Below are 19,686 nucleotides of genomic sequence, written 5' to 3' on the forward strand. Positions count from 1 at the left end.
TTATCTATGGCCGTTGTACTGAAAACGTTGGCAAAATTTGTTAAAATAAACATACTTTTTATTCAAAGAAAAATAAGAAAATGGAAAAAAAACTGAATAAAGCACTGGATGCGATTGATATAAAAATTCTTAATGAATTACAACGCAACGGTAAAATTTCTAATATTGATTTGTCGAAAAAAGTAGGGCTTTCACCTACGCCTTGTTTAGAACGTGTGAAACGTTTAGAAAAACAAGGTGTCATTATGGGATACCGAGCCCTACTCAATCCAGAATTATTAGATGCGCCGTTACTCGTCATTGTTGAAATCACTTTAGTACGTGGTAAGCCAGATGTATTTGAAGAATTTAATGCGGCAATTCAAGAGTTAGATGAAATTCAAGAATGCCACTTAGTATCGGGTGATTTTGATTATCTTCTAAAAACTAGAGTTGCTGATATGGCAGAGTATCGTAAATTGCTTGGATCAACTTTATTGCGATTACCAGGCGTAAATGACACTCGCACTTATGTTGTGATGGAAGAAGTAAAACAAACTAATTTCCTTGTATTGAAATAATATGATTAAACAAATAACAGAACGATTTACACCAAGACAGTATTTAGCTGAACTTTTGCTTGGATTGACCGCACTTTTTGGACTTTATTTAATTATTGCTTGGTCTAGTTATACACCTTTAGATAATTCTTGGGCAACGGCTGCATCTCATGATGGAACAATTAACAAGGCTGGAGCATTCGGCGCTTGGGTAATTGATCTCCTTTTTGTCTTTTTTGGATATGTTGCACATATTTTCCCTTTTGCTACGTTTTTAGTACCAGTTTATCTATTAAAAACTAAAGCGGTTAAACAGCTTTCATGTACGCGAATTATTTTACGTAGTTTTGGTTTTTTTACTTTAATCATCGGTCTTTGTGTGATGAGCATGTTGCTTTTATCAAGTAATTCTTTTTATTTGAGTGGCGGTGTGCTTGGTGGTTCACTTGTAGTGAATTGGATTTATCCTGTACTCGGTAAATTAGGTTCAATATTAATTGGGCTGGTCTTTGCTGTCATTGGATTCATTTTTTGTTCTGGTGCCTCATTTATTCGATTGCTTGTGACGTTTTATCATTGGCTTACTATGAAAAATGAACAAACTGAAGATGTTAAACAAGATGAATCGGGAGAGGAATTAGAGCAAATTTTGATTCAGAAACCAGATTTTATTCAAAATATGATATTGCCAGAAGTTGCGGAACAAAATGAACATAATCCAAAACTTGTGGAAGATAAGAATGATAGTGAGCTTGGAGAAAACGAAAAGTTATCTAATGAGCAAATAATAAATATTAGTGGATTAACACAAAATATCGCTATTCAAACAGATTATAACGAACTTAATTCACAAAATATTGATGAACAATTTATTTCTGATTTAGGTATGGAAAAATTGCCTAGCGTTCATATTTCAAATGAATTAAATCATCAAATGCCGAATGAAAATGATTTTGTCCCGGTGTGGATTAATAATAAAAAAGAAAAGGGACAGTTGAATAAATCAGAAAATGAAATAAGTGCGGATAATTTTTCAGAAATTTCTTTACTACAAGATGATGAAATCCCAACGGTTTCCTTGCGTGAAGGTTTAGCGCATCAGAATGATGAAGAAAATAATTTTTCACATCTTGCTGAAGAATTTGCAGCTCGTGAAGCAGTACGTTTTGCTCAAGCTGATGAACAAGTTCGTTTAGCGGATAATAATTCAGAAATGATGGTTTCTTTACAGAATGAAGTGACTGAAGAACAAGTTAAAATCACAGAGAATATACCTCATTATCAAGGTTATAGAGGTTCACTAATTCATCCTGCATTCCAACAGCCGACAACTAAACGTGAAAAGCCTAGTACGCCATTGCCAAGTTTAGAGTTATTGTCAAAACATCCAGCAGTGGAACAAAATATTACGCAAGAAGAAGTTTTGGAAACATCTCAACGTATAGAGCAACAATTACGTAATTTTAATGTGAAAGCGACTGTAAAAGATGTGCTTGTTGGCCCAGTTGTGACGCGTTATGAATTAGAATTACAACCTGGAGTGAAAGCATCAAAAGTCACGAGTATTGATACCGATTTGGCACGTGCATTAATGTTCCGCTCGATTCGTGTGGCAGAGGCTATTCCTGGCAAGCCTTATATTGGTATTGAAACACCTAATCTTCATCGTCAAATGGTGCCATTACGTGACGTGTTAGACAGCAGTGAATTCCGTGATACTCATGCCACTTTGCCAATGGCTTTAGGTAAAGATATTAGCGGAAAGGCTGTGATTGTTGATTTAGCGAAAATGCCACATTTGTTGGTAGCAGGTTCAACAGGATCAGGTAAGTCTGTTGGCGTGAATACGATGATCTTAAGTTTACTTTATCGTGTTCAACCAGAAGATGTGAAATTCATCATGATCGATCCAAAAGTCGTTGAACTTTCTGTTTATAATGATATTCCGCACTTGTTGACGCCTGTTGTAACAGATATGAAAAAAGCCGCTAATGCGTTGCGCTGGTGTGTAGATGAAATGGAACGCCGTTATCAGCTGCTTTCTGCTCTCCGTGTACGCAATATTGAAGGCTTTAACGAAAAAATTGATGAATATGAAGCAATGGGAATGCCAGTGCCAAATCCAATTTGGCGATCTGGCGATACAATGGATACGATGCCACCTGCATTGAAAAAATTGAGTTATATTGTGGTTATTGTCGATGAGTTTGCTGATTTAATGATGGTCGCGGGTAAGCAAATTGAAGAACTCATTGCTCGCTTGGCACAAAAAGCGCGAGCTATCGGTATCCATTTAATTTTAGCGACACAACGTCCTTCTGTCGATGTGATTACAGGTTTAATTAAAGCAAATATCCCAAGTCGGATTGCCTTTACGGTTGCAAGTAAAATTGATTCACGCACTATTCTTGATCAAGGTGGGGCAGAGGCGCTTTTAGGTCGTGGTGATATGCTTTATTCGGGGCAAGGTTCATCGGATTTGGTTCGTGTTCATGGTGCCTTTATGAGTGATGATGAAGTTATTCGTATTGCGGATGATTGGCGAGCACGTGGTAAACCTGATTATATTGATGGCATTTTAGAAAGTGCTGACGATGAGGAAAGTGCGGAAAAAGGGATATCAAGTGGTGGGGAATTAGATCCACTTTTTGATGAAGTAATGGATTTTGTTATTAATACCGGTACAACCTCAGTATCTTCTATTCAACGTAAATTCAGCGTAGGCTTTAACCGAGCCGCTCGTATTATGGATCAAATGGAAGAGCAAGGAATTGTTAGCCCAATGCAAAATGGTAAGCGTGAGATTTTATCGCGTCGTCCGGAATACTAATTTAAAAGGAAAGTAAAATGAAAAAAACAACGTTAAAATTTGCCGCACTTGCCTTACTTGGTTTGAGTAATTTGGCATTGGCTGATGCGGCAAGTGAATTGCAAATGCGTTTAGCTAAAGTTGATGTGTTAAGCGCTGAATTTGTGCAAACAGTGACTTCTGGAAGTGGCAAAAATGTTCAACAGGGAAGTGGCAAACTTCAAATTAAACGCCCAAATTTATTCCGTATGGATACGAAAACCCCTCAAGAAACCCAGATTATTTCTGATGGTAAAACCTTGTGGTTCTACGATCCATTTGTGCAACAAGTAACAGCGCAATGGGTTAAAGATGCCGTGAATAACACCCCTTTCGTGTTGCTTACAAGTAATGATAAAAGCCATTGGGATCAATATTCGGTTATGCAACAAGTGGATACTTTCGTATTGAAACCTAAATCTTCAAAAAGTAATATCAAGCAATTTGATATTCGTGTCGATGTTAATGGAGTATTAAGAAATTTCAGTACGACCGAGAAAGATGGACAAACCAATCTTTATGTTTTACGTAATATTACGAATCAAACCTTGTCTGATAGCTTGTTCCAATTCAAGCCAGAAAAAGGCGTTGAAGTGGATGACCAACGTAAAAAATAATAAATGATTATTTTAAATAAGGGCGTAGAAATACGCCCTTCAATTTTGTGAGAAATAAAATGTCGAACCTCAATTTTGATTTTGCCGAAAATGATTTTCGTCCACTGGCAGCTAAGATGCGTCCAACGAGTCTAGAGCAGTATTTCGGGCAAACTCATCTTATTGGTGAAGGTAAGCCACTGCGTAAAGCTATTCAAGCTGGGCATATTCATTCTATGATTTTCTGGGGGCCACCAGGTACGGGAAAAACAACGCTCGCAGAAATTATAGCGCAACGTATTAATGCAGAAGTTGAGCGAATTTCTGCGGTGACGAGTGGTATCAAAGAAATTCGAGAAGCGATTGATCGTGCAAAACAAAATCGTCTTGCAGATCGTAAAACTATCTTATTTGTGGATGAAGTCCATCGTTTTAATAAAAGCCAGCAAGATGCATTTTTACCACACATTGAAGATGGAACCGTTATTTTTATTGGGGCGACAACAGAAAATCCCTCTTTTGAGCTAAATAATGCGTTGCTTTCTCGTGCCCGAGTGTATGTGCTGAAATCGCTCACCACGGCTGAAATTGAACAAGTTTTGCAGCAAGCTGTAGAAGATCCTGAACGTGGATTGGGTAAAGAGCGGCTAATTTTAGAAGAGAATTTACTACAAGTGCTTGCCGAATATGTTAATGGGGATGCGCGATTAGCCTTGAATTGCCTCGAATTAATGGTGGATATGGCGGATGAAACCGAAAATGGAAAGAAAATTGAGCGTACTTTATTAAAAGAAGTCTTAGGCGAACGTCAAGCGAGATTTGATAAACAAGGTGATCGTTTCTACGATTTAATTTCCGCGCTACATAAATCTGTTCGAGGTTCTGCACCAGATGCTGCATTGTATTGGTATGCACGAATTTTAATGGCAGGCGGTGATCCTTTATATGTTGCGCGCCGATTACTTGCCATTGCTTCAGAAGATGTGGGAAATGCAGATCCTCGCGCTATGCAAGTCGCATTGGCTGCATGGGATTGCTTTACTCGAGTGGGCGCTTATGAAGGGGAGCGAGCCATTGCTCAAGCCATTATCTATCTTGCAATTGCGCCAAAAAGTAATGCGGTTTATACCGCATTTAACACAGCCAAACAGCAAGCGAAAGATTTACCCGATTATGATGTTCCATCACATTTACGCAATGCACCAACTAATTTAATGAAAGAGCTTGGCTACGGTGCTGAATATCGTTATGCCCACGATGAACCTAACGCTTATGCGGCAGGTGAAAATTATTTCCCACCTGAATTAAAAGACACTCAATATTATTTTCCGACAAATAGAGGTATGGAAATTCAGATTAAGGAAAAACTAGAACGATTACGTGAGCAAGATAAAAGTGCGGTGAAAAAACGATATAAATAATCTTTATTTAGGATATATAAATGCAAAAAACAAATTCAAAAGCCTTTTTAGTGATTTTACTTGGTGTACTTTCTGCCTTTGGACCATTTGTTGTCGATCTTTATTTGCCATCATTGCCACAGCTTGCACAATTTTTTGATACAACGACTTCCATGACGCAATTAACACTCACAACGGCAATGATCGGTTTAGCCGTTGGGCAGCTATTACTTGGGCCGATGAGTGATAAATTTGGACGCAAAATACCGCTGATTATTTCACTTTTAATTTATATCATCAGTACGATTTTACTGATTTTCTCACCAAATATTGAAACAATGATTGTATTAAGAGCGGTACAAGGGCTTTCCTCTGCTGGAAGTGTAGTAATTTCTCGTGCGGTAGCGACGGATTTATATCGTGGTCGTGAAATGACACGTTTTTTTGGGCTATTAATGATGATTAACGGTATCGCACCGATCATTTCCCCTATTCTAGGCAGCTTATTATTAGAATATATTGGTTGGAAAGGCGTATTTTTCTTTTTAGCAATTATTGGTATTGTTGTATTACTATTTTGTCTTCGTTTAAAAGAAAGCCTAATTATTGAAAAACGTTTGAAAGGTTCTGTACTTTCCACATTCTTTACATTTGGCAAGATTATAAAAAATAGACTGTTTATGAGTTATGTTGGTATTGAAAGCTTTTTGCTTGCCGCCATGTTTGCGTATATTTCCGCTTCACCTTTTATTTTGCAAAGTTTTTACGGATTAAGTGCGTTTACCTTTAGCTTCTGTTTTGGAGCAAATGGTGCTGCATTAGTTATGGGAGCAAATATAGGTGGTAAGTTGTCAAATCGTACAGCACTTTCTTTTGGGGTATTGGGTTTTGGGGGGGGCGTTCTTTACACCATTTCGACACTTATTATTCAACCTAACTGGTTTTTAGTTGAAATTGGCTTCTTCCTTATGTTATTGATGATGGGGCTTACCTTTCCTGCAATTTCTTCATTGGCAATGGAAAGTGAACGTCAATATGCGGGAAGTGCTTCTGCATTACTTGGTTTTACTCCCTTTTTTCTAGGGGGCATTGTTTCACCGTTAGTTGGTATTGGTAATATTTTCTATGCAACAGCCGTGGTGATTTTAGTTTGTGCTTTCATCAGTTTGATAATTTATTTTTTAATTCGTACTAATATTAAGGCATACACAGAATAAAATTTAAATGCGATTAATTTCAAAAAATTAATCGCATTTTCTTTATTTTTTTAATGTAGGAACAAGTTCAGATAAGTTTTTTATATCCTCTTCACTTAATTGGCTTTTTATCCTATTGCCCGCTCCTTCAATTTTTCCACTTTTTCGCTCAGAAAGTGCAGTATAAATTTCTTGAGGAGTCAGGTTATTGATAATTCTTGATTCTCCCATAGCAGATTTCTCACCAGATTTTCCATGGCAGGTAGTGCAGCTTCGTTTGTAGAGTTTTTCGCCTTGGGCAAGATTAGCATCAGCAAAGGCCACTTTAGTTAAGCTAAGGCCGAAAATCATAATCAGGATTATTGGGTTAGTTTTTTTCATTGTTTATCCTTGAAACAATTTATCTAAATCATTAGATGGAATAGCGCCTTCATATTTAGCTTGAATGTTTCCTTCAGGGCTAATAACAAATGAAGTGGGCGTACCCATAAGCTGATAACGTTCTGCGGTAATTTTCATTTGATCTTTAATTACAGGCAAGTGGAGTTCACGTTTAGCCACTATGGCTTTGGTGTCCATTTTATCGCCATCCACATTAATCGCAATAAGTGAAACTTTGCCAGGATTGTCTTCTGCGAGTTTTTCAAATTCTTTTAACTCTGCGATGCAATGTCCACAGGTTTCTGACCAAAAAACTAATAATCGTGTGCCTTTCCAATTCTCAAGGTTTGCCGGATTGCCTTGAAGATCATAGGCGGCAATATCAGGTGCTTTTTGCCCTACTGAGGCAACTTCATCTTTACAAGAAACAGCACCCAAAATAACCGCACTTATGGCAACTAATTTCAATAGTTTATTTGTTCGCATGATTTTCTTCCTTTACAAATTTTCCGTGATGTAAATAAATAACACGATCGGTGAGTTCACCTAACTCTGGATTATGCGTCACCATTACAATGGTACGCCCTTGTTGATTAAGTTTTGTGAGCAAATCTAGCACCAACGATTCGTTTTGCTCATCTAAATTTCCCGTTGGTTCATCAGCAAAGATCACGGGCGGTTGATTTACTAACGCACGTGCAATGCAAACACGTTGTTGCTCACCCCCTGAAAGTTGGCTAGGACGATGATCAATACGATGGCCTAAGCCTACTTGTTCCAATACCGCTTTGGCGGATGCTTCATCAATCACGCTGTGATAATGTTGTGCCAGCATCACGTTTTCAAGTGCGGTCAAATAAGGGATTAAATGGAATTGTTGAAACACTAAGCCGATTTTTTCTGCGCGGAAACGTTGACGACCGACTTCATCTAATTGAGCAGCATCCACGCCATCTAAAATGACTTTGCCTTCGCTAGCGGTATCTAAGCCTGTTAAAATATTCATCAACGTGGTTTTACCAGAGCCTGAAGCCCCCATAATCGCAACAAATTCTCCTTGTTTGATTTGAATATTAATGTCTTCCAGGGCGGTAACTTGCCCGAAGCGTTTGTATAAATGTTGGGTTTCTATTACAAAATTGGTCATGGTTTTTCTCTTTTATTATCTAATTTATAAGCGTTTCAGTTTTACTCACCCTTCAACACATTCGCCACATTAATACTCAATGCTCGACGTGTTGGAATAATAACAGCCACAAATGCCACTAATAACGAAAGTACAACCGTAATTGGCAATACAGGAAGTCGCATATCAATATAAGATTTGAATACAGTTATTCCCAATACTTGAGCTAATAAATAACCCAAGCCAAGCCCGATAATAATCGCACAAAACGCGATAATTAAAATTTCGGTGCTGATTTGGCGAATGATGTCAAATTTTTTCGCGCCCAGTGATTTTTGTAAGGCAAATTCTTTGGCTCGTTCACCGACAATTGCAATTAATGTAGTGTTCACACATAAGGTTGCAAGCACCAAAATTACAAGGGAAATTAAGCCCATTAAGCCTTTAATTTTTTCTAAAATTTGTCCTTCTGAGGCGGAAACTTTACGGATCGGGCGAGCGGTTAAATCGGGATATTGTTGCATGATTTTTTCGGCAAATTGATCCACTGTATTAGTGCCTTGCTCATTTTGCACATTGAGTAATGCGTTGTTTACTACGCCTTCTTTATCCAACCAATTTTGTGCAAATTCAACATTTACAATAAGCATATTATCAGTTGCATCACCAGCTTCTACAATTCCTTTAATGTTGAAACTGTGTTTTTCTACGGCATTTTTAGAAAGTTGTAAGCTATCTCCCACTTTCACATGTAATCGTTCCGCAAGGGTTTTCCCGATCATCGCATTGCGGTCGTCAAAGTTTACGTTGATTTCAGATCCCGTAATTTGCCAGTAAGGGGCGAGGATGCGCATAGCATCAAAATTTACGCCCATCAGAACAATTTTTTCCAAATCACTGCGTGCGACGCCATAAAGATAAGGACTGGCAGCAGCGATAAAACCATCAGGTGATTTTTGCAAAATTGCATTTAATTCTGCTTGATTCATCATTCCACCATCGGCTGAACCAATGTAGAAATTTGCTCCGAAAGTGCGCAGTTCTTGGCTCATTTTGGTATTGATGTCGAAGTAAACCGCTGCCATTGCAGTGACGATACTTGCGCCGACTGTAAGTGCGGTGAAAATAATGAATACTCGTTGGAGGCGTAATCGCAACGCGCGGAAAATTAATCGCCAGAACATGCTTTGAGTATTTGCGCTTTTATGCTCTGCCATAAAGTACCTCGACAGGGTAAAGTTTAGCGATTTTATGTGCTGGGAACCAAGTGCCAATCACAGCAATAAGAATGGAGAGTACGAGAACACAAGGCACGACGATCCAAGCAAAATCAAGAGGCGCGCCAAATAGTGCGGCACCGATAAACTTGGCTAATCCCCATCCAGCTAAACAGCCAAATATTCCGCCTACTAATGCACTTAATACCGCTTCGCAGTAGAACAGTAAGGTAATTTGCCATTGATAAGCCCCCAGGGCTTTCATTAAGCCAATTTCTTTTGAGCGTTCGATAATGCCTGCACTCATTAAGGAAGCAATACCCATTGCTGCAGCGATTAATGCCGCGAAGGTAACTACAGCTAGTAAGAGTTGGATTTTACCAATGACGACACCTTCAGACGCAGCGACTTGCCAAATTGGGCGAACCATTGCGCCAGAAATGGCTTCTTCTAATTGATGGGAAATTGAAGAAACATAAGCGGTGCAATACCAACGGTCATAGGCTTCCGCATCTAAGGCATCCGTATTGGCGCGCGCTTTACGGGAAAGATCGTTTTCAGGCACGGTGAGGGCAGATACACGAACGGATTGCACTTTGCCTTCTAAACCCAGCAAATTTTGTACCGCACTTAGGGGCATCACAAGCTGATTATCTTCTGTTCCACCCGTACTTAAAATCCCTTTAATTTCTACCGCACTTTGTTGGCTTTCGCCGTTATCGTTTGTGTAGCTTAAGCTAAGTTTATCGCCAATTTTCCAATCATTACTTTTGGCTAGTTGTTCGCCAGCAAGTACAGGGACGATTTCGCCAAAGTCATTGTTTAAATCATCAACCCATTCCCCTTCTACTTTCCAGTAAGGGCTAATGATTCGTTGTCCTGTGTGGTAATCCTCTTCATCGGGTACGGCAATATTATGATCGAAGAAGGTACCAAGCACATTAATCGTTTTCGGCGCTGAAAGTGCGGTGGAATTTTGTGAAGATTTTGTCACCTGTACATTTGCTGAAAGCAATGGTGCAAAACCCACGATATTATTTCGCCAGAAAATATCTTTGATATTGGGAAGCTCTTTCTCATCTAAAAAATCTTGGCTAGATAATGAAGCACTATGACTGAGTTCATCAGGCAATGCCGCATTGCTGGCTGGCTCCACCAAAATATTGGCACCGTAAGATTTCAGCTCTTTTGCCATTTTGTCACCAATATCAATGGAAACAGCAAGCAGCGCAGAGACTAGGCCAGCGGCTAAGAAAATAGTGATAATGGCGAGCAATTTACGTTTGATCCCAAATCGCCAAGATTGAAATAACATTCTAGCAAGCATTGTTATTCCCCTTTTGGATTTTCGTTTTTGTTAATACCGAGATAGTTATCGGGATTATCGCGGAATAAATCGAGATTTTTTTCGTTCTCAAAGAAATAAGTATGCCCTTCGTGGCTATATTTATATTCAGTTTTGGTGTTTTTGAGTTTGGCGCCACTAATCGGATCTTGCACTTCAATTTCCACAATCGTACTGAATAGATTTAAGCCATCTTCAAGGCTTTTACGAGAAATCACGATTTCATTTTCAGTTTGTTGCCAATTTTCAATCGGTACAGGGTTGCAACCGCCCGGTTTACCGATAGATGGAATAAAGAGATGCACGCCACAACCAACACAGACCACTTGATTGCCTTGCATGACATAGCCTTGATCGCCGCAGAGTAGGCAAGCATCGAATACTGCCGCCATACTGACTTTATTTGGTTGGCGATTGATAATGAAAAAGCGTACGGCTTTGCCATCATCTGCAATCCAAACAAAACGGTGAAGTTTACCGTCTTTAAGTGGCTCTAGTGCTAAATGCACTTCATTTTTGTCATTCAGTTGTACAGGAACCGCTTCGGAAAGTTGTGGCGGTTGAGAAGCAACTTTTTCCCAATAAAGTTGGCTTGCGGCAACAAATAAAATCCCCAATATTCCCCAATAAATGGTACGTTTTGATGTTTGTACGAAAGCTAATTTTTTGCGTTTTTCAATCAGATCTTTTTCGGCTTTAGCTTCTCTTAAACGTTTTGAATGTGTTTGAATGGTAAAAATACATAAAACAACTAACATTAACACAACACAAATGATATTGAGCCAAGCGGTGATTTCCCCTGATTTTGCCACAAAACTTAACCGTACTTTGGTGAGTTCAATGAGTTGTAATTTCATTAAGGTAAGCAGTAGTTCTGCTACAAGAGGAAGAATTAACGCGATAAAAAGTAAAAAGCTGAGTGCAAAAAGTGCGGTAGATTTTCCTTGTGTTTTTTGTTGCTGTTTAAGTAATAAATAGATCCATGCACTTGAGGCTAAACTAAAAATTACACCAAAAATGACCGCACTGATATTTAAAATAAAATCAGTGTTGATGACATCTGTGTTGGTGAGAGCGGTGATGTTTGGATCTTTCGCCCAAGTTGCTCCCGCGATAAGCATTAATGCAAATTGCCAGAATGTGGCAAGGTTTGATGATTTGCTCCATTGGCTGATTGCAAAAAGTAAAAAGATAATTAAAAAGCCGATGGTTAGAATAAGATTGGTGGTTTGTCCATTAGGAATATTTAGTCGTAGGACAACACCCAAAGCCAAGCTAATAAGGCTTAGCCAAATAAGCGTTTTAGGCGAAATATTGCCTTTTTTAATTGCCCAAGATGCACCGAGTAAAAGCGAAATTGGCAAAAGAGCTTGCAAAACAAAAATGAAAAAATAAGTCATAGAAAGAGGATTTTTTAATGGTAGGGTGGGCTTTAGCCCACCGTTTTTTCATGTCTGATTGTTAATTGGTGGGCAGAAGCCCACCCTACAGCACTATTATTTTAAACCAGTAAATTTAAATTCATAATTTACATCAAATGGTTTCCACCAACGACCTACGCCAGTTTCTTCATCAGTGTGGCGGTGCATACCTGCTTTTGGTGGCGGATCGATATGGTAAGTTAATTTGTAGTTACCCACACCCATCATTTTGATGTTTGCGCCATAGTGTGGGCCATCGCCAGCAACCATTGGCATGAAGGTACCTTCTTGTTTAGCACCAGTATCGGTATTGACTAAGGTATAGTTGATGGTTAAATAAGGCATCCATTCACCTTCACCAAAACCGTTTTTGTTACCTTTCACCGCGTGAATATCTGCTTCTAAGTGAATATCAGATTTTGCTGCAGGTAAGCCCATGCCGCGAGGTTCCATATCTACTGGTTTTAAGTAAACCGCTGCAATTTCCATGTCATTCATAGTAACTGCTTCACCGATTGGATATTCTTGGAATGCGTAAGCAGAAGTTGCTGCAAACATTCCTGCTAATAAACTTGCGCTAAGAAGTGCTTTTTTCATAGTTTCTCTCCTGAGATGAGTTTTGAGTTAATTTGAAACCGCTTTTTTGCTTTGATATTTCATAACAAACAAAGCAAAAATAGCAGCAAGAATTAAGATTGCTTGTGGTACAAGGGTTTCCACATAAGGATAAACACCTAACCACGAGATTTCTGGTACACCGTTAATTAATGTCGGTTCAAACAGTTTACCTTCAATAAGTTCAAGTACAGATTTGCCAGCGAACACAAATGCCATTAAATACATAAATGAACCAGTAAACATAAAGAATGGTTTTAATGGCAATTTAACCACGGTGTAACGCATTATAAAGTAGCAAATAGCGAGTAAAATCACTCCGCAAATAAAGCCAGCAAAAAGATAGGCTAAACTGACCGCACTTTTCGCATCGCCAACTAGGGCATAATAAAACAATACGGTTTCTGCGCCTTCACGATATACAGCAAGGAAACTGGTCAGCCATAAGCCGAATAGAGAGCCAGCTGTTAATGCCGTTGAAAGTTTGCCTTCAAGGTAGCGTTTCCAGTTTTGTGCTTCGACTTTAGAAAGCAACCAGTAACTCATACTAAACAGCATAAAGACCGCGAGAATCATTGTGAAACCTTCAAGCAATTCGCGGTTTTGCCCTGAGTTTTCAAAAATAAGTTGGAAGATGAATGCAGTAACTATGCTTGCCCCTAACGCCACATAAACGGATTGGCGAATAACTGGCAATTTATCGTGATGATTATTTTTCACCATATAAGCCACAATAGCGGCAACGATTAATAACGCTTCTAAGCCTTCACGTAAAATAATAAGCAAGCTATATAAGAACATGGACCAATCACTTTGTTCGCCACCTTGCAATATTTGAACCGCTTTGGCTAAGTTTTGGCTTAAACCTGCAGCTTGTTCCTGTAATTTGTCGCCATTTCCCGCTTTCATTAGACTGACTAAACGGGTGAAATAACCTTCTAATTCTGCTTTAAAGTTGCTATCGCGCGAACCTACTTTGTTTTCCATGCCAGAACTTTCAAATACATCGAAGTAAGTGTCTTGCACCGCAAGCATGGCTTTTTTCGCATCGCCTTGTTCATAAAGGGTAATAGCTTGTTGAATACGTTGGTTGATTTCAGTCGTAATTTTTGCCCAATCTTGCTCTGCAACGTTATCTGAAGTTTGCGCTTGTGATTGTGTCGCTTGAGCGTTTTGTTCATCGCGAGTGGTTGGCAAATTAGGAAGCTGTTCTTCAATATCTTGCAAGAGTTGTGTGCTTTGGTAAGCAATTTCTGTCATTTGATCGGGTTGTTCGCTCAAACGAATCAAATTATAGAATTGTTGATTGATCGCTGCTGAAATTTCAGAAGAGCGGTTAGTTCTAACCGACATTTCCATTTCAGAATTTTTGTAGCCGTCATATTGGGCTTGTTGGAATGCTTTTTTAGCATTGGCAAAATTACCGCTTTCATAAGCGGTAATGGCTTGAGCAATAAAATCATCAATGGTTTTGAAACTTTGTTGCCAGTAAGGTTTGATGGCTTGATTATCATAAACACCGTGCTGACTATCAGCATTGAGTTGATGCCCTTCAACAAGAGAAGGTAAGACTTGCTGTAATTCATTTTTTAAACCGTTGATTTTGGCTTGAACCTCATTCATTGGTTTACCTTCGCCAATCATTTTGCGAATTTCACCAAAAGTAGCTTCCATTTGGTAGCTTTTTTGCGCTGAAAAATTAATGCGAATCGGCCCTTCTAAATTTTCAAATATTTCAAAATAGGCCATTTGTACTTCGGTTTTGGCATCATCAATTTTGTTTTCTTTAAGAAGTTGTTCGGTGTGATTCAAGCGTTGAGTGATGTCATCTACCCATTTTTGATAGTTGTCTGCAAGAACAGATTGAGACAAAAGAAAGAGGAAGGGAATCATTACGTAACGAAAAACGCGAAACATAAGAGTTAATCCTTTAAATGAAATTTATTCTTGTTTAGAGGTTATATTAAATAATAAAAAACCGCAATAATGAAATCGTATTTTTGTGATGGAAATCAATTTATGCTGAAATATTTAGGATTTTTATACAGTGTTTTTGTATAATCTGACTGTTTTTTATTGATGTACGGAGATTTTTATGACTGCGCAAACGGGTATTTTACTTGAATCTTGTAAAGCAGGTGTGTTTTTAGAAGCAAATATTACGGATTATTCTGTTGTCTCTAAAGCTATTCATCAATTCCTTGATAGTCTTGAACAGTTACAACAAGCGTATCCAGATGCTCGTCTAGGTGCTGTGCTCGCTTTTGGTGATAGCGCATGGAAAAAGTTAGGAGGTCAAAGTGCGGCAGAGCTTAAACCTTTCGTAACCTTAGGCAAAGGTGATCTATCTGCACCTAGTACACAAACTGATCTTTTAGTGCATATTCAATCATTACGCCCTGATGTTAATTTTTCTGTGGCACAAGCTGCAGTGAATGCTTTTGCTCAAGCTATTGACGTTCAGCAAGAAATTCATGGTTTCCGTTGGGTGGAGGAACGAGATCTCACTGGTTTTATTGACGGAACTGAAAACCCAAAAGATGCAAAGCGAGCAGAAGTTGCCTTAATTTCCAATGGCAATGATAAAGATGGGAGTTATGTGTTTACTCAACGTTATGAACATAATCTCGCTAAATGGGAAAAATTAAATACATCAAAACAAGAAAATGTGTTTGGACGCACTAAAACGGATAGCGTAGAAATGGAAGATAAGGCGGATACTTCTCATGTTGGTCGTACAGATTTAAAAGAGAATGGCAAGGGATTAAAAATCTTACGTCAAAGCTTACCTTATGGTACTGCGAGCGGTACGAACGGATTATTCTTTATTGCTTACTGTGCAACGCTTTATAACATTGAACAACAGTTACTTAATATGTTTGGTGAGAAAGACGGAAAAACTGACCGCATTTTAGGTTTCACTAAGGCTGTAACGGGCGCTTATTATTACGCACCATCTATTGAGCAGTTGAATAAACTTTAATTTATGAAAAACCTAAATTAAAAAAATTTAGGTTTTTTTATGTTTCTTAATATTTTCTTAAGATTTGTTTGTTTTAATACACACATCCAAGCAATGGTGCTTGAAATTAACTGACTTAAAAAGGAAACATTATGAAAAAATTTGCATTAGCAACAATCTTCGCATTAGCAACCACTTCTGCATTCGCAGGTTTTAACGGCGGAAATACTCAAGGCGGTTTTCAACAAGCAACCCCTTCAGCAATTAGTGTAAAACAAGCTTTATCTGCTGCAGATAATTCAATGATCACTTTAGTGGGGAATATTACACAACAAATTGATGACGATGAATTCTGGTTTAGCGATGGCACAGGTCAAATCAAAGTGGAAATTGAACGCCACGTTTGGAATGGTTTAAATGTAGATCCAAGTGATAAAGTGAAAGTTTACGGTAAATTAGATAACGAAGCATTCGAGAAAGCGGATCTTGAAGTATTACGTATCGAAAAAGTAAAATAATCATTCTTTGAAAATGGCGAGCATTAGCTCGCTGTTTTTATTTATAAAGAGCGGTCAATTTTTTATGAGAATTTTATTGATAGAAGACGATAATCTAATCGGCAATGGTTTACAGATTGGTTTAACGAAACTAGGTTTTGCGGTGGATTGGTTTACGGATGGAAAAACAGGAATGGATGCCTTAACCTCTGCGCCTTATGATGCGGTTGTGTTAGATTTAACTTTGCCGAAGCTTGATGGATTAGATGTATTGCAACAATGGCGCTCCAAGCATCAAGATGTCCCAGTATTAATTTTGACTGCCCGTGATACTTTAGATGAACGTGTTAAAGGTTTACAAAGTGGTGCAGATGATTACCTTTGTAAGCCTTTTGCTTTAGCTGAAGTTGCAGCGCGTTTGCAGGCACTTATTCGTCGTCGTTATGGTCATCATCATTCTGTGATTGAGCACGCTGGCGTTAAACTCGATCCAAATCAGCGTTCTGTTTGGCTGAATAATCAACCTATTTCTTTAACAAGCCGTGAATACAAATTACTTGAATTATTTATGCTGAATAAAGATCGCGTACTATCTCGCTCATCTATTGAAGAAAAATTATCAAGCTGGGATGAAGAAATTAGCAGCGGAGCGTTAGACGTGCATATTTATAATTTGCGTCAGAAATTAGGTAAGCAATTTATTCGAACAGTACACGGCGTTGGATATGCGTTGGGAGTGACCCAATAAATGAAAAACAAACGTTTAAGTTTTCGTCTTATTTCTGTTCTTTCTTTCACCGCACTTTTTGTGTGGGGCGTATCTACTGCTGTCGCCTGGTGGCAGGTGCGTAATGAAGTGAATGATGTTTTCGATGCCCAACAAATCCTTTTTGCTGAACGTCTTGCCAATTCAGATCTTAGTCATATTCTGTTAGAGCATGTGGAAGATATTAATAAAATCCAGTCACATTCGTTCAAGAAAAATTATGATGACGATGCATTGGCTTTTGCTATTTTTTCTAAGGATGGAAAACGTTTATTAACAGATGGGCGTAATGGCGATAATTTTGTTTTTGATAATGAAATTGGCTTTGCAAAAGGCTATATGCTGAATGATGACGATGAATGGCGTATTTTCTGGCAGTCTGTAGCGAATGGAAATTTGATTATTGCTGTTGGGCAAGAGCTTGATTACCGGGAAGATTTAATTGAAGAAATGATCTTTGGGCAAATGTGGATTTGGTTTGCGAGTTTGCCTATTTTGATCATCGTTTTAGGATGGTTGATTCATAAAGAACTTCGACCGATTAAACGTTTAAGCCAAGAAGTTCAAACGAGAAAATCTGGCGATGTGTCATTGCTGAATACAGAGGGCTTACCTGCTGAGATTTTACCCTTAGTAAAAAATTTAAATCAATTTTTTGACCGCACTTCGGCTATGCTACAACGCGAACGTCGTTTTACCTCTGATGCCGCCCATGAATTGCGTAGTCCATTGGCGGCACTGCGTATTCAAACTGAAGTAGCTCAACTGGCGGGTGATGATAGGGAATTACGAGAACAAGCACTTTTGCATTTAACACAAGGGATCGATCGTGCATCGCAGTTAATTGAGCAACTTTTGACCCTTTCAAAACTGGATAATTTACAAGAATTAGAAGAATTACAGCCTATTGATTGGGAAGGAATCATTCAGTCGCTGATTGCTGAGCGTTATTTTGTGGCGGAAAAGCGTAAAATTACCTTGGCTTTAGAGAAAGAATCTGAACCCAAGCAGAAACAAGGGCAACCAATTTTAGTTTCATTGATGCTTAGAAATTTACTCGATAATGCCATTAAATATTGTTCTGAAGACACAACCGTTTCAGTGAAAATCGCATCTTCTCAGATTATTATTGAAGATAATGGTGGTGGTGTTGAACCTGAAGATTTGAAAAAACTTGGTCAGCGTTTTTATCGTCCAGCTGGGCAAAATGAAAAAGGCAGCGGTTTAGGGCTTTCTATTGTCATGCGAATTGCGGAATTACACGGATTCAAAGTGCGGTTAGAAAATGTTATAAAAGAAGGGCAGCGAATTGGCTTAAAGGCACAAATATTTTTATAGACATTTTCTTTAAAAAAAAGAAAACCGAGTAAAGACTCGGTTTTTCTTTTTTAGAATAGGTTGCTGATAAAGATGACTAAAATAATCACTGGCACAACGAATTTCACATAGTTAAACCAGATTTTAGTGAATGTTGAGTCAGGTGTTGGAGAAAGTTCTTTTTTCGCTTCATCTTTTAACACGAAACCAACGAAAATAGCACAACCAAGTGCGGTCAGCATAAAGAGAATATTTCCACTGACATAATCATAGAAATCAAAAATGCTTTTGCCGAAAATGGTGACATCTTTCCATACATTATCCCCTAAAATTGCTGGAATATTACCTAATACAAAAATCCCACCAAGGGTTAAGACAATCGCTTTGCCACGGCGCATTCTGAGCTTTTCCTGTAATGCGGTAATGATTACTTCATAAATTGTGATAGAAGTAGTTAGCGCAGCAATTAATAATAAGCCGAAGAAAATAATTGCAAAGAATTTACCCGCCCATAAGTGAGAGAATACGATAGGTAAACTTTGGAATACTAAAGTTGGGCCTGCATTTGGTTCAATCCCAAAGGTGAAAAGTGATGGGAAGATCATAAAGCCAGCAAGTACGGCAATAATTGTGTTGGTGAAACCTGTAATAACTGCAGTTTGTATTAAGTCTTCTTCTTTATTTAAGTAACTGGAAAGCGTAATTAATACGCCAAAACCAAGGCTTAATGCGAAGAATACTTGACCTAAAACGAAGATAAATAATTGTGGTGTAATTTTGCTGAAATCTGGTTTTAAATAAAATGTAATTCCTTCCATTGCACCTGGTAATGTTACGTTGCGAATAACCATTCCAATGAGGAAGATGAATAGCAATGGCATTAAATATTTTACAGAACGCTCAATCCCGCCAATGATCCCTTTAGCTAAAATAATGTAATTCACTACAACAAATAAGAAGGTGTACAGCATAATTTCATAAGGGCTATTGCCGATATGCAGCTCGTAGAAATCTTTGGCGACATCTTTAGTAATAGGTGTTGAGATATCTAAGGTACCGCTGATTAGGCTAATGATATAAGAAATAACCCAGCCACCAAGCACCATATAATATGCCATGATACCGAATGAGCCGAGTAATCCCATGTAGCCAAGGATTTTCCAATATTTGGAAATGCCTTTTCCTTTATCCAGAATTTTATCGCCAAAGGCATCAATGGAATTTACACGTAATCGACGGCCGATCACGTTTTCAACGAGAATCATCGGAATACCGATTACGATCATTGCGATACAGAAAAGTAGAACGTAGGCTCCACCACCATTTTCGCCTACAAGGTAAGGGAAGCGCCAAGTAGCGCCAAAACCGACAGTTGCGCCTGCGACAGTCATGACATAAGTGAGTCGGCTCGACCAAGTTTGTCGCTGTTTATTATTTGTTGTCATTTGTTTTCCTATTTT

18 protein-coding genes are annotated in these 19,686 nt (G+C 38.5%); 9 read left to right on the forward strand and 9 right to left on the reverse strand.

Going from position 1 to position 19,686, the window contains the following annotated elements; translation table 11 throughout:
• The first annotated feature begins 80 nt into the window (after nt 1-80).
• The 5 genes from lrp to C3V42_RS08030 are packed head-to-tail and all read left to right on the forward strand — an operon-like array spanning nt 81 to nt 6,600.
• The gene (gene lrp, locus C3V42_RS08010) at nt 81-560 is read left to right on the forward strand and encodes a leucine-responsive transcriptional regulator Lrp (RefSeq protein ID WP_106014210.1); all 480 of its coding nucleotides are present in this window, start codon (nt 81-83) and stop codon (nt 558-560) included.
• Between the two features lies 1 nt (nt 561).
• The gene (locus C3V42_RS08015) at nt 562-3,369 is read left to right on the forward strand and encodes a DNA translocase FtsK (RefSeq protein WP_106014211.1); all 2,808 of its coding nucleotides are present in this window, start codon (nt 562-564) and stop codon (nt 3,367-3,369) included.
• 17 nt (nt 3,370-3,386) lie between these two features.
• Nucleotides 3,387-4,004: an outer membrane lipoprotein chaperone LolA gene (gene lolA / locus C3V42_RS08020; protein ID WP_106014212.1), complete on the forward strand. Its 618-nt coding sequence runs from the start codon at nt 3,387-3,389 to the stop codon at nt 4,002-4,004.
• A 59-nt stretch (nt 4,005-4,063) separates the two neighbouring features.
• Nucleotides 4,064-5,404, forward strand: coding sequence for a replication-associated recombination protein A (locus C3V42_RS08025; RefSeq protein WP_106014213.1), 1,341 nt, complete (start codon nt 4,064-4,066; stop codon nt 5,402-5,404).
• 20 nt (nt 5,405-5,424) lie between these two features.
• Complete coding sequence (locus C3V42_RS08030; protein WP_106014214.1) at nt 5,425-6,600, forward strand: multidrug effflux MFS transporter; 1,176 nt, start codon at nt 5,425-5,427, stop codon at nt 6,598-6,600.
• A 42-nt stretch (nt 6,601-6,642) separates the two neighbouring features.
• On the opposite strand, the gene C3V42_RS08035 is transcribed toward C3V42_RS08030, so the two are convergent.
• From C3V42_RS08035 to C3V42_RS08070, 8 genes are all read right to left on the reverse strand, one after another.
• Nucleotides 6,643-6,960 carry a c-type cytochrome gene (locus tag C3V42_RS08035; RefSeq protein ID WP_106014215.1) on the reverse strand — a complete coding sequence of 106 codons (318 nt, stop codon included), beginning with the start codon at nt 6,958-6,960 and terminating at the stop codon, nt 6,643-6,645.
• Nucleotides 6,961-6,963: 3 nt separating this feature from the next.
• Nucleotides 6,964-7,446: a TlpA disulfide reductase family protein gene (locus C3V42_RS08040; protein WP_106014216.1), complete on the reverse strand. Its 483-nt coding sequence runs from the start codon at nt 7,444-7,446 to the stop codon at nt 6,964-6,966.
• Nucleotides 7,433-8,107, reverse strand: coding sequence for an ABC transporter ATP-binding protein (locus tag C3V42_RS08045; protein WP_005636775.1), 675 nt, complete (start codon nt 8,105-8,107; stop codon nt 7,433-7,435). Before C3V42_RS08045 ends, C3V42_RS08040 begins: the two co-directional genes overlap by 14 nt.
• A 41-nt stretch (nt 8,108-8,148) precedes the next feature.
• Nucleotides 8,149-9,303 (reverse strand): FtsX-like permease family protein, encoded by a 1,155-nt coding sequence (locus tag C3V42_RS08050; RefSeq protein WP_106014217.1) that lies wholly within the window; start codon nt 9,301-9,303, stop codon nt 8,149-8,151.
• Nucleotides 9,290-10,630: an ABC transporter permease gene (locus tag C3V42_RS08055; protein ID WP_106014218.1), complete on the reverse strand. Its 1,341-nt coding sequence runs from the start codon at nt 10,628-10,630 to the stop codon at nt 9,290-9,292. Before C3V42_RS08055 ends, C3V42_RS08050 begins: the two co-directional genes overlap by 14 nt.
• 2 nt (nt 10,631-10,632) lie before the next feature.
• Nucleotides 10,633-12,048, reverse strand: coding sequence for a Fe-S-containing protein (locus C3V42_RS08060; RefSeq protein WP_106014219.1), 1,416 nt, complete (start codon nt 12,046-12,048; stop codon nt 10,633-10,635).
• 96 nt (nt 12,049-12,144) lie between these two features.
• Nucleotides 12,145-12,666, reverse strand: a complete 522-nt coding sequence (locus C3V42_RS08065) for an iron transporter (RefSeq protein WP_005626197.1) — start codon at nt 12,664-12,666, stop codon at nt 12,145-12,147.
• Nucleotides 12,667-12,693: 27 nt separating this feature from the next.
• Complete coding sequence (locus tag C3V42_RS08070; protein WP_240610373.1) at nt 12,694-14,577, reverse strand: FTR1 family protein; 1,884 nt, start codon at nt 14,575-14,577, stop codon at nt 12,694-12,696.
• Nucleotides 14,578-14,779: 202 nt separating this feature from the next.
• Here C3V42_RS08070 and C3V42_RS08075 point away from each other — a divergent pair, with 202 nt between their 5' ends.
• From C3V42_RS08075 to qseC, 4 genes are all read left to right on the forward strand, one after another.
• Nucleotides 14,780-15,667, forward strand: coding sequence for a Dyp-type peroxidase (locus tag C3V42_RS08075; protein WP_106014221.1), 888 nt, complete (start codon nt 14,780-14,782; stop codon nt 15,665-15,667).
• A gap of 131 nt (nt 15,668-15,798) precedes the next feature.
• Entirely contained in the window at nt 15,799-16,164 is a 366-nt protein-coding gene (locus C3V42_RS08080) for a YgiW/YdeI family stress tolerance OB fold protein (protein ID WP_005636761.1), read from the forward strand.
• A 64-nt stretch (nt 16,165-16,228) separates the two neighbouring features.
• The gene (locus tag C3V42_RS08085; protein ID WP_106014222.1) at nt 16,229-16,891 is read left to right on the forward strand and encodes a response regulator; all 663 of its coding nucleotides are present in this window, start codon (nt 16,229-16,231) and stop codon (nt 16,889-16,891) included.
• Entirely contained in the window at nt 16,892-18,247 is a 1,356-nt protein-coding gene (gene qseC / locus C3V42_RS08090; protein ID WP_106014223.1) for a quorum sensing histidine kinase QseC, read from the forward strand.
• Between the two features lie 50 nt (nt 18,248-18,297).
• Here qseC and C3V42_RS08095 read toward each other — a convergent pair whose 3' ends face one another.
• Nucleotides 18,298-19,671: a sodium-dependent transporter gene (locus tag C3V42_RS08095; RefSeq protein WP_106014224.1), complete on the reverse strand. Its 1,374-nt coding sequence runs from the start codon at nt 19,669-19,671 to the stop codon at nt 18,298-18,300.
• Nucleotides 19,672-19,686 lie beyond the last annotated feature (15 nt).

The organism is Haemophilus sp. oral taxon 036, assembly GCF_002998595.1.
Taxonomy (GTDB): Bacteria; Pseudomonadota; Gammaproteobacteria; order Enterobacterales; family Pasteurellaceae; genus Haemophilus; species Haemophilus haemolyticus_K.